This window comes from Variovorax sp. J22G73 (assembly GCF_030317035.1).
Lineage (GTDB): Bacteria > Pseudomonadota > Gammaproteobacteria > Burkholderiales > Burkholderiaceae_C > Variovorax.
In genome coordinates this window covers 798,479-810,620 of record NZ_JASZYK010000002.1, presented here as the reverse complement: position 1 = coordinate 810,620, position 12,142 = coordinate 798,479, and the positions used below count along the sequence as shown (strand labels likewise).

Genomic DNA, 12,142 nt, shown 5'->3' with positions numbered 1-12,142 from the left:
GGAGTCACCGGCGCTCGGGGGTCACCAGTCAATGGGCTCGCACGCCATCTGCGCGAGATGGGCGTTGCACAGGGCGAAGGGGTTGGGCAGGCCGAGCACGGCGTCCGCGTAGGCGGGGTGCTCGCGCAGGATGCAGGCGACCTTGCCGTGCAGGCCTTCGGCAATGCCGGCCGCCTCGAACGCCTCGGCCGCGGAGGCGCCGAAGCCCATCAACACCACGGGCTCGCCGCGTTGGAGCAGATACGCCAGCACCGCCTGGATGAGCGGCTTCCACAGCACCAGATGGCCGTGCGACTGGTGCGGATCGATCGCCACCTGGAAGCGGCTGAGCGTGAACGAGGTGTTCAGCAGCAGCACGCCGCTGTCGGTCCAGCGGTCGCACAGCGTGGCGGGTGTCTCGAAGGGCAATGCGCCGGTCTCGATGGCCCGCAGCGTGCGCGGCCAGTTGTCGAAGCTGCCGCCGTAGGCCGCGTCGCCGGTGCGCGCCTCGGCCAGCATCTGCACCCAGGCGCGGATGCTCTTGGTGAACATCTTGTCGAGCTCGCGCCACTCGGCCACGTTGCCCACCTCGAAGGCGCGGCCGGTGGCGATGTCGATGGACGGATACGGGTCTTGCCCGAGCACCACGCAGCGCACCTGCGCGGGCATGACGCTGTCGAAGGCCTTGAGCATGTGGGCGCCCTTCGGGCTGCCCGCGAGCGAGCGCCCCTTGCGCGCCGGAAAAATGGGCTCCCACGCCTGCAGCTCCAGCGCGGCATCGACGCCGTCGAAATCGAGCTTCACGTCACCGAGCGCGGCCCACCAAGCATCGGGCAGGTCGTCGGGCCAGTTCGCCAGTGTTTCTTGCAGTGCGGTGCGCAGGGCTTGGGGCATGGGTTACATTCAAACTTCAAAAAAGCTGACCAGTTCGTCAGAAAATTCTAAGCAATAAATTGACGAGTTGGTCAGAATTTTTTTGGTGCTTACCCGTGCTCCATTTCGGGGCGCACTCTAGAATTTGAGCCCGGTCACACCGACACCATTGCCCATGCGCGACACCAAAACTCCCCGCTCCCCCGTGCCGGAAACCCCCGCGGACAGGGAGATCAGGGCGGCCAACAAACGCAAGATCCTCAAGGCGGCCAGCGAGGTGTTCGCGGCCAAGGGCTTCGACGGCGCGCGCATTGCCGAGATAGCCACCGTGGCCGAGCTGCCCAAGGCCAACGTCTATTACTACTACGCCACCAAGGAAGAGCTCTACAGCGCCACCTTCGCGCCGCTGCTCGAGGAATGGGACAGCGCGCTGCAGATCCTCCAGGCCGACACCGAGCCCGCCGTGGCCCTGCGCGCCTACGTGCAGGCCAAGCTCAAGCTGGGGCGCAAGAACCCGCTGGAGGCGCGGCTCTTCGCCAACGAGGTGGTGCGCGGCGGTGCCTTCCTGTCGGCGGCCGACCGGGAGCACATTGCCAAGAGCACGGCCGCCAGCATCGAGGTGTTCGAGGCATGGATGGCGGCCAAGAAGATCCGCAAGATCGACCCGCGCCACTTCCTGTTCATGCTGTGGGCGGCCACGCAGTTCTATGCCGACTACGAGCCCATCGTGAACGCGGTGCTGCAGGTGAAGAAGCTCACCGCCGCGCACTACGACCAGGCGCTGGAAAGCATCGTGAGCACGGTGCTCGGCGGCGTGCTGCTCGACTGACCTGCGCCTGACCCTCCCTATAATTCCGCCGCTTTGTGCGGTATTTCTTCTTATTGAAGTTTTACTGCGCAAACCAACGGTTCGAAGGTGCCCCCGCCAGCCACATGGCCCCGGGGGTTAAACGGGAAGCAGGTGCCCCGTGTCCGCACGACACGGCCATGCCTGCGCTGCCCCCGCAACGGTAAGCGGATTCTGGAAACCCCTGGGCCCATGCCTTCTCGGCATGGGCAGCCACTGCGCCTTTAGAGGCGTGGGAAGGCAGGGCGTTTTCGCCTCGGTGAGTGCACGGCTCTACGGCTCTACGGCTTTACAGCGTGCATCACCGGGGCAGTTCGCAAGCCCGGATACCGGCCTTCGCAATCGCCTTCGGACGCTGCGGGAGTGCGTTTGTCCGGGTCGGCCCCGTGCCGCGTGCCTTCGTGCGCGCAGGCCCGGGGCCGATGTCGTGCCGACGTTTTTCTTCTTGCGGCGTTCCCCTGTGTGATCTGGCTCGCGGGCGTGCGGGCCACAAGGAACAACGCGTGCGCGACAAACTGAGCCCTCCCACCTCCCTCATCGGTGCCAGCCTGCTGCTGGCGCTTTCCGGCGCCAGCGCGCAGGAAGCGAAAACCGCCGATGCATTGCCCACCCTGACCGTCAACGAGAAGAAGACGATCACCACCGCCACCCGGCTCGAAGCCGATCCGCTGCGCATTCCGTTCACCACCTACTCGGTGGACCGCGCGCAGATCGACGCGGTGGGCGCGGTGACGCTGGAAGACACGCTGCGCACCGTGCCGGGCCTGCAGTTCGGCACGCAAGGCAACTACTACACGCGCTTCGAAACGCGCGGCCTGCGCGACACGCAAGACGTGCTGGTGCTGATCGACGGCGTGCCGCTGCGCCAGCTGCAGGGCAATGCCGACATCACGCTCATCGCGCCCGACCTGGTCGACCGCGTGGAATTCATCAAGGGCCCGGCCTCGGCGCTGTACGGCAAGAACGCGATCGGCGGGGTGGCGCAGTTCTTCATGAAGCCCGAGCGCGCGGGCGGCACCGTGACCACCACGCTGGGCAGCTTCGGGCGCACCGACGCCAGCGTGCGCTACCGCTGGGACTTCGAGCGCGGCAACCTGTACATCGGCGCGGCCAACAACGACTACAAGGGCTTCCAGCGCGACGCGGGCCGCGCGCAGGCCGCGGCCGTCCTGGGCGGCGACTTCGCGGTCACCAACAACTGGAGCACGGGCTTCCAGATCTACGACTCGCACGTGCGCGGCGACCGCGGCTCCATCGTGCCGCTGCAGAACGGCAAGCCGATGTTCGGCATCAGCTCGCGCGACAACTACGGCATTCCCGATTCGTACGTGGTGGGCGACTACCAGTCGTTCGCGTGGAAGAACAAGATCGACTTCGGCGGCGGCTGGTCGCTGAACCACCTGAGCAGCTTCTCGCGCTACGACCGCTTCTTTGCCGGCGGCATCACCATCGTGCCGCCGCCCGCTGCGGTGAACAAGGGCTACTCGGAAAGCGACACGTCGGACCGCGGCGTGTTCCACGACGTGGCGCTGACATGGCTCACCGGCGGCAAGCGCTGGAGCAACGAGCTGCAGTTCGGCGTGAACATCGAGCGCGGCTGGCAGAACCTCGACTCGCCCACCTTCACCAACGCACCCACGTACCGCGGCCCGTTCTACAACGTGCCGGTGAGCAGCATACGCAACGACCCGCGCGGCATTCGCGGCGCCACCACGTACTCGCGCTTCGACCAGGAGGTGCGCAGCTTCTACGTGCAAGACCGCTTCGAGTGGGGCGCCTTCGGCGTTACCGCCGGCCTGCGGCACGACAAGTTCGAGCAGACGCTGGGCCGCTCGGGCACCAGCGTGATCTCCGCGCAAGAGGGCAGCCGCACCAGCCCGCGCCTGGGCGCCGACTGGGCCTTCGCGCGCAGCGCGGCGGCCACGCACGCGGTGTTCGCGAACTGGAGCGAGGGCTTCCGCCCGCAGGCCGTGGCGCTGAACACGCGCAACAACGTGGTGGTGCCCGACATTCTTCGCCCCGAGCTCACGCGCAGCAAGGAGGTGGGCGTGAAGGGCCGCGCGGCCAGCGATGCCTGGGCCTACCAGGTGAGCCTGTTCGAGGCCGAGAAGGTCGACGGCCAGCGCGCCTACCGCAGCGGGCCCGACTCGTTCGTGTTCAGCAACGCGACCTCGCGCACCAAGGGCATCGAGTCGTCGATGCAGTTCCAGCTCTCGCAGAACTGGAACGGCTACGTGCACTACACCTGGCAGGACGCGCGCCTGAAAGACTTTCAGACCTACACCGACAGCGGCGCGCGCAGCACCAACTTCGGCGGCTACCGCGTGCGCATGTCGGCGCACAACATCGCCGGCGCGGGCGTCACCTGGGCGCAGGGGCCGTGGTCGGTCACGGGCACGGCCAACTACGTGGGCAGCCGCTACCTGCGCGACAACACCGTCAACCCGCAGAAGCTGCCGGGCTACCTGCTGGCCAACGTGGCGGTGAGCTACAAGGCCACGCCGCAGCTCACGCTGCAAGCCGGGGTGAACAACCTGACGAACAAGTACTACATCGGCGACGACCTGTCGGCGCAGGACGCGGGCAACGCCGGCGCGCCGCGCACCTTCTTCGCGCGCGCCCGCTACACGTTCTGAGCGGCATGAAGCGGCGAACGGTGCTGGCAGGAATGGCGCTCTTGAACCTTGCTTTGCCTGCGGCCGGCGAGGACCGCTTTTCGGGCGACGGCTTTCCGCGCGAGGTCACCGATGCCGTCGGCCGGCGCGTGCGCATACCGGCGCCGCCGCAGCGCATCGTGGTCGTGTTCCCGAGCAACGTGGAGCTGGCCTGGGCGCTGGGGCTGGAAGACCGCGTGGCCGCCATCGGCGGGCGCGTGCGCTGGCCCGAGTCGGCCAAGGCCAAGCCGAGCATCGGCGGCTCGCTGGGCTATTCGGCCGAGGCGGTGGCAGCCTACCGGCCCGACCTGGTGGTGGTGACGCCGTCGCACCACTCGGCGTTGAGCCTGGTGGAAGCCTTCGAGCGCGTGCAGGTGCCGGCCATCGTGCTGGCGCACCCTGATTTGCCCTCGGTGTTCCGCAACATCGATCTGCTGGGCCGCGCGACCGGCGTCGATGAAGCAGCGCGCGTTTTGCGCGCCGGCATGGAAGCGCGCCTGCAGGCCGTAGCGCAGAAGGTTTCCGTGGCGCCACGCCGCAGCGTGTACCTGGAAACAGCCGCCGCCGCGCGTGGCGCCTACCAGACCATGGGCACCGGCCACTACGCCAACGACGCGCTGCAGTGGGCCGGCGGACGCAACGTGTTCGCCGACCTGCAGGGCTCGCAACAGGTGAGCGCCGAGGCCATCTTCGTGCGCGACCCCGATGTGATCATCTCGCTGCAGCAGGTGCCCAAGAGCGCGTCGCTGATCGCCGAGCGCCCCGGCTGGCACAGCCTGCGCGCGGTGAAAGAGGGCCGCGTGGTCGTGCTGGAGCGCAGCCACAAGCTGATACCCGGGCCGCGGCAGATCGAGGCGGTCGAAGACTATGCGCGGGCCTTGCATCCGGAGTTGTTCGCATGAACGAAGACAAGCGCGTGTCGAACGTCACGCTGTGGCTGGTGCTGGGCGTGGCCGCGGTCGCGGCCGTTGCGCTGGCCTTGAGCATCGGCGCGGGCACGGTGTGGCCCACGCGCTGGTTCGCCAGCGGCTCGCTCGACGCGGAGCTGGTGCGCGTGTGGCGTGCGCCGCGCGTGGCCGCGGCCTTCTTCGTGGGGGCGTGCCTGTCGCTGGCGGGGCTGGTGTTCCAGGGGGTGTTTCGCAACCCGCTGGCCGAGCCCTACCTGTTGGGCAGCGCGAGCGGCGCGGCGGTGGGCGCGGCCATCGCGTTGCTGCTGCCGGCCATCGTGCCGCCGGCGCTGAGCCTGCCGCTGCTGGCCTTCGCGGGCGCCTGGGGCGCGAGCTGGCTGGTGCTGCTGGTCGGGCGGCTCGGCGGTGAATGGCAGGCCGGCCGGCTGCTGCTGGCGGGCGTGGCGCTGGCCGCGATTCTCGCGGCGCTGCGCAGCCTGATCCTCATGGTGTACGGGGACGAGTCGACCAACCTGCGCGCCGTCATTTCGTGGCAGCTGGGCGGCGTGCAGACGCCGACGCCGGGCGAGGTGGCGGTGCTGTTCGCGGTGCTCGCCGTGCTGGTGCTGCTGGTGCGCTCGCTGGCCCACGGGCTCGACGCGCTCGGCATGGGCGAAGACACGGCGCACAGCATGGGCGTGCGCGTGCCGCGCTTCTCCGCCTGGGCGGTGCTGGTGGCCTCGCTGGCGACCGCGCTGGCGGTGAGCTGGGGCGGGCTCATCGGCTTTGTCGGGCTCATCGTGCCGCACGTGCTGCGCTGGTGGATCGGGCCGCTGCACGCGCGGCTGGTGCCGGCCTGCGCGGTGGCGGGCGGCATCTTGATGGTGCAGGTCGACGGCGTGGCGCGCGCGGCGCTGGCGCCGAGCGAGATTCCCGCGGGGCTGTTGACGGCGCTGATCGGTGGACCGTTCTTCATCGCGCTGCTGCTGTGGAGGCGGGCATGAGCGCGGCGCTTGCTTTCGAGGGTGTGTCGGTCGGCGTTTCCGCCGCTGGGGTCCGCCGCCTGTTGCTCGACGGCGTGAGCCTGGCCATTCCCGAGCGCGGGCTGCTCGGCATCGTCGGGCCGAACGGCTCGGGCAAGACCACGCTGCTGCGCACGGCGCTCGGGCTCACGCCCTTGGCTTCGGGCCGCGTGCTGCTGCGCGGGCGTGCGTTGAAAGACTGGCCGGCGCGCGAGTTCGCGCGGCACATCGGCTATGTGGCGCAGCAGGGCGCGAGCCACTGGGACCTGAGCGTGAACGAGATGCTGCGGCTCAACGCGCCCACGCTCTCGGCGGAACTGGTCGAGCGGTGCGAGCTGGCGCCGCTGCTGTCGCGCCGCTTCGCCACGCTCTCTGGGGGCGAGAAGGCGCGCGTGAGCGTCGCGCGCGCGCTGGCCCACGACCCCGCGCTGCTGCTGGCCGACGAGCCCGCCGCGCACCTCGACATTCCGCACCACCACCGCCTGATGGCCATGCTGCGCGAGACGGCGGCGCAGCGCGCGGTCGTCGTGGTGCTGCACGACCTGCATGTGGCCAGTGCGTGGTGCGAGCGGCTGGCGCTGTTCTCGGGCGGGCGTTTGCTGGCGCACGGCGCGCCCGCGGAAGTGCTGACGCCGGGGTTGCTTTCCGCGGCCTACGGCGCGCCCATCGCGTCGCACGAGGTCGGCGCGCTGCGCTTCTTCACCGGCGTGCCGGGGCAATGAACGCCGCCGTGAACGCCAGCGTGAACGCGCCGTTGCGCATCGACCTGGCCGGCTACTCGCGCGAAGCCACGCTGGGCGACCATCGCGCGTTCCTGGCCTTCTTCGAAGAGGCCGAGCGGCTGGGCTTCGACGGCGTGTGGTTCCATGAATTCAGGCTGCTGCCCGCCGGCGGGCCGTACCCGTCGCCGATGCTGCTGGCCGCGGCCTTGCTGGCGCGCACCGAGCGGTTGCGCGTGGGCATCTCCGCGCTGGTGCTGCCGCTGCACCACCCGCTGCTGCTGGCCGAGGAGATCGCGCAGCTCGACGTGCAGAGCGACGGCCGCTTCGACGTGGGCGTCGGCCGGGGCACCGATCCGTCGACGCTGCGCGCGCTGCAGGTCGACCCTTCGACCACGCGCGAGCGCTTCGAGCGTGCATGCCTGCTGCTGCGCGATGCGCTCGGTGGCAAGGCGGTGTCTTCGTCGGAAGGCCCGTGGCGCTTCGACGCGCAGACCGTCGGCCCCGCGTGCGTGCAGCGGCCGCATCCGCCGCTGTACATCGCGGGCTCCACGGCCGAGACCATGGGGTTCGCGGTGGCGCATGGCTTTCCGTTGCTGCTGAGCCTGGAGCCGCCGGAGACCGCGCAGCTTGCGCATGTGGATGCGGCCTTCGCTGCTTTTACGCCCAGCGCAAGCGAAGGGCGCGACGCGATGCTGGCGCGCTCGTCGCTGTCGCGCTACGTGTGCATCGGTGGGACGCATGCGCAGGCCAGGGCGCAGGCCGACCGGCTGCTGCCGCTGCTGTACGCACGCCGGCTGCATTTCGCGCGGCTGCGTGGCGTCACGCCCGAGCAGGTGCCGCCGCTGGACGTGGAACGCGTGCTGCGCGAGCAGGTGGTGCTGGGCGATCCGCAGGCGTGCGCGGCGCAGATCGGGCAGCTGGTCGCGCGCACCGGCGTGCGGCAGCTGCGGTGCGTGTTCAACGGCAACGGCGTGCTCGAGCGCGACGAGGCGCTAGCGGGCATGCGGCTGTTCGCGCAAGAGGTGATGCCGGGGCTGCGCCAAGGGGTTTGAGGCGTCGGCGAATGTCTCCTGATTGTTTCCGGCACATGAACACCGCGGTTCCTTTTGCATAGGGTTTCTACCGAGGGTATCGGCGCACAATTCTTCCCATGGACCAGCCCTTCAGCTGATCCAGGTAAAGCAAACCGAAACCAATTGAAGGAAATCCAAATGACCGCCTCGAAGCTCCTCTCCGCCATTTCCCTTGCCCTGCTGGCCGCTGCCGGTGCCGCCCATGCCGAAAGCTATGACGGCGTGCATCAACTGACCTCGGCCACCAGCCGCGCCGAAGTGTCCAGCCAGGCCGTGGTTGCAGCGCACAGCGCCGACCCCTATGCCGAAGGCGCCAACCAGGGCCCGGTGCAACTGGTCTCCAGCACCAGCCGCGCAGCCGTCCGCGCCGAAGCCGTGGCTGCCGCGCACAGCGACAACCCCTACGCAGAAGGCGTGACCTCCCGCGTGGCCCCGGTGCTGGCCAGCGGCATCGACCGCTCGACGGTTCGCGCCGCAGCCCGTGCTGCTGCTCGCGGCGACGCACTGCCGCTGTAAATCGCCTGGACCAGCCCTTGTCTAGGGCAAAGGCAAAGGTACGAAAGCCGGGCCCTGCGAAAGCGGGGCCCGGCTTTTTCGTTGCCAGGAATGAAAAAAGGGTGGGCCGCGCTTAGACGACCCGCTCCTCGATGGGCCCCACCCGGTCCGGATAGAACGCCACATGGTCCTTGATCTGCGCGACCGAGTCGTAGGGCGTCTCATAGGTCCACACCGCGTTCTCGGACCGCTCGCCGCCCGCGGGAATGCTGTAGTAGTTGGCCTCGCCCTTGTACGGGCAGTAGGTGGCGTGCGAGGTGCGCTGCAGCAGCGTCATCTTCACGTCCTTGCGCGGTATGTAGTGCACGGTGCCGAAGTGCGCTTCGCGCAGGGTGAGCGCGTCGCGCGTGTCGGCGATGACATGGCCGTCGACCGACACCACCACGCGAAGCGGGTTCTTCGCGATGGTGATGGGATGTTCGGGGCCGGGAATCTTGATGGTGCGTTCTGGCGTGGCGAACATGGGGCAGCTCCTTCGGGTCGGGGTGACGCAAGAATCGGCGGATGCGCATCTTGCCGCGATGCGCGGCCGGTTTGAAGCCCCCGCGGAATCGGCCTGTTCCCAGCGTGGTTAAAGGCCCGCGGAAGGGCTGCAGACTGAGTTCTTTCGCATTCAGCCGTTGACGAGCGGTCACGAAAACGTGGCCGTGAAGGCACGTGCGATCGCACGCTCGCCCTTGCTCGAACGCTCAGGCCGTGGCCCCGCGCGATGCACGCGATCCCTGCGATCCATGCGGTCCACGTGGCTTGACGAATTTCAGCGTCATGCGGTCCGACTCGCCGATGGCCACGTACTTCGACCGGTCGAGCTCGCCGCCGCGCAGCGTGGGCGGCAGCGACCACACGCCGTTCGCGTGGTCCCGGGTGTCGCGCGGGTTGGCGTTGACCTCGCTGCTGCCCGAGAACTCGAATCCGGCCGCCTTCGCGCGCTCGACCACCAGCGCCTGCGGCACGTAGCCCTGCGAGATCACGCGCGCCAGCGGCGTGCCCGGCGCCGCGCGGTGCTCCTCCACGCCCAGCACGCCGCCGGGCTTGAGCACGTCGAAGAAGGCGCGCAGGCTCTCGTCGAAGTGCCCGTCCTCGATCCAGTTGTGGATGTTGCGAAAGGTCAGCACGGCATCGGCGCCGCCGGGCGGGCGGATGTCGGTGAAGGCCGCGGTCGGCATGGTGCCGAGCACGACGCGGCCGTACACCTTGGGGTCGCGCGCGAGCTTCTCGGCAAAGGCGGCGCGTGCGCGCTGCTGGCCGGGCGAGCCGTGGGCCGGCTCGTGCGCGGCATAGAGGCGGCCGTGGTCGTGCAGATAGGGCGCGAGGATCTCGGTGTACCAGCCGCCGCCGGGCGCGATCTCGATGACCGATGCATCGGGGCGAATGCCGAAGAAGGCCAGCGTTTCCAGCGGATGCCGCGCGCCGTCGCGCGCCCGGTTGGCGGCGCTGCGTTGCGGGCCGTCGACCGCTGCCTGCAATCTCTTGATGGCGTCAGGCGGCAGGTCGCCGGCGTTGGCCGCCAGGGCATGCGCGTGGCCGGTGACGCCTGCGAACGGCAGCAGCGCGGCCATGGCCACCAGGCCGCGGCGACGGGCGGAAAAGGGTGCGGAAAAGGGTGCGGAAAACGGTGCGAAAGAGGTCATCGCCGGATCATGCGGGAATCGGCATTCGGCTGCTGGCACGGGCGATGCGGGCGCTTTCGCGGACATTTCGGGGATTTTTTGGGGATGTTTCGGTGATAAAACTTCGCGCCGTTCCACCAGAGTTCCACCGCGCCCCAAGACCACCGAAGTGAAGATGAACAAGCTCGCCACCTTCCTCCTCGCCAGCCTGCTGGCCGTCGGCGCCTGCGCACAGGAGTGGCCGTCGAAACCCGTGCGCATCGTCGTGCCCGCGCCCGCGGGCAGCTCGCTCGACCTGATCGCGCGCACGCTGGCCGACCGCCTGCGCGTGATGTGGAAGCAGCCCGTGGTCGTGGAGACCAAGGCGGGCGCGGGCGGCCTCATCGGCATGGACACCGTGGCCAAGGCGCCGCACGACGGCTACACGCTGGGCATCGGCTTCAACGGGCCCATCGCCTTCGGGCCCTACATGTACGCGCGCATGCCGTATGCGCCGGCGCGCGACCTGATGCCCATCGTGCTCACCACCTCGCAGCCCAACGTGCTGGCGGTGCAGGCGAGCAACCCGGCGAACACGCTGGCCGAGTTCGTCGAATGGGCGAAGCGGCGCGGCGACCGGTTCAGCTACGCGTCGGTGGGCGCGGGCAGTTCGTCGCACCTCACGATGGAGCTGTTTCGCAGCGTGGCGCACATCGAGGCGGTGCACGTGCCCTACACCGGCTCGCCGCCCGCGGGCCTGTCGCTGGCCGCGGGCGACACGCAGGCGCTGTTCGCGGTGCAGCCCGCGCTGCTGCCGCTCATCCAGGGGCAGCGCGTGAAGCTCATTGCCGTGACCAGCGCGCACCGCTCCGAGCTCATGAAAGACCTGCCCACGGTGGCCGAGTCGGGCTACCCCGGCTTCGAGTCGCTCGCATGGAACGGCCTGTTCACCGCCACTGGCACGCCGGGCGAGGTGGTGCGCCGCATCAACACCGACGTGAACACCGTGCTGCACGAGCCCGCCGTGCGCGAGCTGCTGGCCAACCAGGGGCTGGTGGCGGGCGGCGGGTCGAGCGAGGCGTTCGCGGCCTTCATCGACAGCGAAGGGCGCAAGTGGGGCGCGATCATTGCAAGGGTGGGCATACGGCTCGACCAGTGAGGCGCGCGGCCCGCGCGGGTCGATGAACCCGCGAACCTGCAAAACATTCCCGCAAAAAAACGTTCGCGCAAAAACGTTCCCGCAAAAACAGTCGAATCAAGAAAACCACGAGGAAGAAGAACATGGCCACCTACCCCGACGACATCTACACCGAACCCGAGCCCGACCCGCACACGCTCGCCAACCTGGGCCCGCTCGCGGCGCTGGCCGGCCTGTGGGTGGGCGGGCACGGCCACGACGTGAGCCCCAAGGCCGACGGGCCCGAGGCCGAGGCGTACATCGAGCATGCGGACTTCCAGCCCATCGACGCGCAGACCAACGGGCCGCAGATTTTCTACGGGCTGCGCTACCACCTGCGCATCGTGAAGCCGAACGAGGTCGAGAGCTTTCACGACCAGGTCGGCTACTGGCTGTGGGAGCCGGCCACGGGCGCGCTCATCCAGACGCTGTCGATTCCGCGCGGCCTCACCTGCATGGCCACCGGCCACGCGCAGGCCGACGCGCGCAGCTTCCGGCTGGAGGCGGTGCGCGGCGGCGAAACCAACGGCATCCTGGCCAACCCCTTTCTCGAGCATGCGTTCAAGACGCTGAGCTACAGCATCGAGGTGACGGTGCACGACGACGGCGGATGGTCTTACGTGCTCGAAACGGTGCTGAGCGTGCGCGGCCAGGCCGAGCCCTTCAAGCACACCGACCGCAACACGCTGCGCAAGATCGGCGAGCCCACGCCGAACCCGACCGCCCGCGCGGCGCTGGCCGAAGAAGCCGCGAAGGCGGCGGCA

11 protein-coding genes, 1 pseudogene and 1 riboswitch are annotated in these 12,142 nt (G+C 69.1%); of the genes and pseudogenes, 9 read left to right on the top strand and 3 right to left on the bottom strand.

The genetic code is table 11. The annotated features are described in order from the left end of the window. Positions 1 to 21: 21 nt before the first annotated feature. Positions 22 to 873 carry a uracil-DNA glycosylase family protein gene (locus QTI51_RS11825; RefSeq protein WP_207786603.1) on the bottom strand — a complete coding sequence of 284 codons (852 nt, stop codon included), beginning with the start codon at positions 871 to 873 and terminating at the stop codon, positions 22 to 24. A gap of 154 nt (positions 874 to 1,027) precedes the next feature. Between QTI51_RS11825 and QTI51_RS11820 the strand changes: the two genes are divergently transcribed. The 7 genes from QTI51_RS11820 to QTI51_RS11790 all read left to right on the top strand — a co-directional run bounded on the left by QTI51_RS11820 (position 1,028) and on the right by QTI51_RS11790 (position 8,573). Continuing rightward, on the top strand, positions 1,028 to 1,681 hold the full coding sequence (locus QTI51_RS11820; protein ID WP_116907205.1) for a TetR/AcrR family transcriptional regulator: 654 nt from the start codon (positions 1,028 to 1,030) through the stop codon (positions 1,679 to 1,681). Positions 1,682 to 1,750: 69 nt separating this feature from the next. After that, positions 1,751 to 2,051, top strand: a riboswitch (cobalamin riboswitch). Positions 2,052 to 2,202: 151 nt separating this feature from the next. Further along, positions 2,203 to 4,335, top strand: coding sequence for a TonB-dependent receptor (locus QTI51_RS11815; protein ID WP_286515807.1), 2,133 nt, complete (start codon positions 2,203 to 2,205; stop codon positions 4,333 to 4,335). A 32-nt stretch (positions 4,336 to 4,367) separates the two neighbouring features. Beyond that, positions 4,368 to 5,255, top strand: coding sequence for an ABC transporter substrate-binding protein (locus QTI51_RS11810; protein ID WP_503011496.1), 888 nt, complete (start codon positions 4,368 to 4,370; stop codon positions 5,253 to 5,255). Next, positions 5,252 to 6,244, top strand: coding sequence for a FecCD family ABC transporter permease (locus QTI51_RS11805; protein WP_286515809.1), 993 nt, complete (start codon positions 5,252 to 5,254; stop codon positions 6,242 to 6,244). The genes QTI51_RS11810 and QTI51_RS11805 overlap by 4 nt, the downstream gene beginning before the upstream one ends. Next, positions 6,241 to 6,984: an ABC transporter ATP-binding protein gene (locus tag QTI51_RS11800; RefSeq protein WP_286515810.1), complete on the top strand. Its 744-nt coding sequence runs from the start codon at positions 6,241 to 6,243 to the stop codon at positions 6,982 to 6,984. Before QTI51_RS11805 ends, QTI51_RS11800 begins: the two co-directional genes overlap by 4 nt. Further along, positions 6,981 to 8,036 (top strand): LLM class flavin-dependent oxidoreductase, encoded by a 1,056-nt coding sequence (locus QTI51_RS11795; RefSeq protein WP_286515811.1) that lies wholly within the window; start codon positions 6,981 to 6,983, stop codon positions 8,034 to 8,036. Before QTI51_RS11800 ends, QTI51_RS11795 begins: the two co-directional genes overlap by 4 nt. A 159-nt stretch (positions 8,037 to 8,195) precedes the next feature. Further along, positions 8,196 to 8,573 carry a helicase SNF2 gene (locus QTI51_RS11790; RefSeq protein WP_116907825.1) on the top strand — a complete coding sequence of 126 codons (378 nt, stop codon included), beginning with the start codon at positions 8,196 to 8,198 and terminating at the stop codon, positions 8,571 to 8,573. Between the two features lie 112 nt (positions 8,574 to 8,685). Here the strand turns inward: QTI51_RS11790 and QTI51_RS11785 are convergent, their stop codons facing one another. Both QTI51_RS11785 and QTI51_RS11780 read right to left on the bottom strand, forming a co-directional pair. Next, positions 8,686 to 9,075 (bottom strand): DUF427 domain-containing protein, encoded by a 390-nt coding sequence (locus QTI51_RS11785; RefSeq protein WP_116907208.1) that lies wholly within the window; start codon positions 9,073 to 9,075, stop codon positions 8,686 to 8,688. Between the two features lie 226 nt (positions 9,076 to 9,301). Beyond that, positions 9,302 to 10,243: a class I SAM-dependent methyltransferase gene (locus QTI51_RS11780; RefSeq protein ID WP_116907209.1), complete on the bottom strand. Its 942-nt coding sequence runs from the start codon at positions 10,241 to 10,243 to the stop codon at positions 9,302 to 9,304. Between the two features lie 148 nt (positions 10,244 to 10,391). Between QTI51_RS11780 and QTI51_RS11775 the strand changes: the two genes are divergently transcribed. Continuing rightward, positions 10,392 to 11,360, top strand: coding sequence for a Bug family tripartite tricarboxylate transporter substrate binding protein (locus QTI51_RS11775; RefSeq protein WP_116907210.1), 969 nt, complete (start codon positions 10,392 to 10,394; stop codon positions 11,358 to 11,360). A gap of 122 nt (positions 11,361 to 11,482) precedes the next feature. Next, positions 11,483 to 12,115 (top strand): annotated as a pseudogene (locus QTI51_RS11770) (FABP family protein); the annotation flags it as partial. Positions 12,116 to 12,142 lie beyond the last annotated feature (27 nt).